Below are 1,269 nucleotides of genomic sequence, written 5' to 3'. Positions count from 1 at the left end.
TGATATACGCTGAATTATCAGGAGACTTTCCCTTGGGAGATTCTAGGCAGCCAACTTATAAAAGTCTTCGGCCATTTGATTTGGTGTCTTAAAACCCAAACCCTTTTGAATTCTTCGATGATTATAAAATAATTCAATGTATTTTATAATATCTGCTTTGGCTTCTTCTCTGGTTTGATAGTTGTAATGATGCACTAACTCATTTTTCAGTATTCCCCAAAAGCTTTCAATCGGTGCATTATCGTAACAGTCTCCGCGCTTGCTCATTGAACCTTGAAAACCATATTGCTCAAGTATATTTCGATATTCATGGCTGCAATATTGACTTCCTCTGTCTGAATGCACAATCAGTTCTTTGGTTGGTTTTTGATTGTGAATAGCCATATTTAGCGCATTACAAACAAGCTGTCATGCGCTCATTTAAGCTATAGCCAACCACTTGCTTCGTGTAAAGGTCTTTTACCGCTGCTAAGTACAGCCATCCTTCAACAGTCCATATGTACGTAATATCACTTGACCATGCTTGATTTGGTCTAGTCATTGAGAATTGTTGCTCCAGCAGGTTTTCATAGATCGCTCGATTATGGTCACTATTCGTAGTCCTTTTAAAACGCTTGTGTCGCTTACAATACAGGTGGTTCAGCGCTTTTATCTGACGTACAGCGTACATACTCATTTTTATGCCCTGAGCTTGTAAGTATTTGGTTAATCGAATATAACCATAGCTCTGCCTTGTCTCCTCATGGGCTATTTTCACCAATATCGTCTGTTGATTTCGTTGAATCGTTCTTTTGCTCACGCCTCTCTTGAGCCAATCATAAAAACATGAAACTGAAACATGAAGTAATCGAGCCATTAAGGTAATTGGAAAAGAATATCTTTTTTGTTTCATATAGGCGTACCTTACTGACTTTCTTTGGCAAAGTACGCTGCTGCCTTTTTTAAAAATTCACGTTCCATTTCAGCTATTTTGAGCTGTTGTTTGAGTTTTTTATTTTCTTCGAGTAGAGCGTTTAGATCAGGTGAATACTGTTTTGTACCTGCTAAAGTTCCAGCCTTTGCTTTGGTATTCCAATTTGAAAGAGTTTGCATTGAAATGCTAAGTTGTCTAGCTGTTTCCGAGACATTGCCTTGATTGGCTTCAATTAATTTGATGGCTTCAGCTTTAAATTCTGTGGTGTAAGTCTTGTGTTTCTTGCTCATGGTAAACTCCTGATGAGTGTGTTTAGTTTACCAAGTTAAAACCTCCTGTTTTTTCAGCACACATCA

At 37.9% G+C, this 1,269-nt stretch carries 1 pseudogene; it reads right to left on the bottom strand.

The features are described 5' to 3' along the window. Window positions 1-42 precede the first annotated feature (42 nt). Window positions 43-1,203 (bottom strand): annotated as a pseudogene (locus GGG_RS20185) (IS3-like element ISAba22 family transposase). Window positions 1,204-1,269 lie beyond the last annotated feature (66 nt).

This window comes from Acinetobacter sp. P8-3-8 (assembly GCF_000214135.1).
In the GTDB taxonomy this organism is placed as follows: Bacteria; Pseudomonadota; Gammaproteobacteria; order Pseudomonadales; family Moraxellaceae; genus Acinetobacter.
The sequence above is the reverse complement of the archived record's forward strand: the minus strand, read 5'-3'. Positions and strand labels throughout refer to the sequence as shown.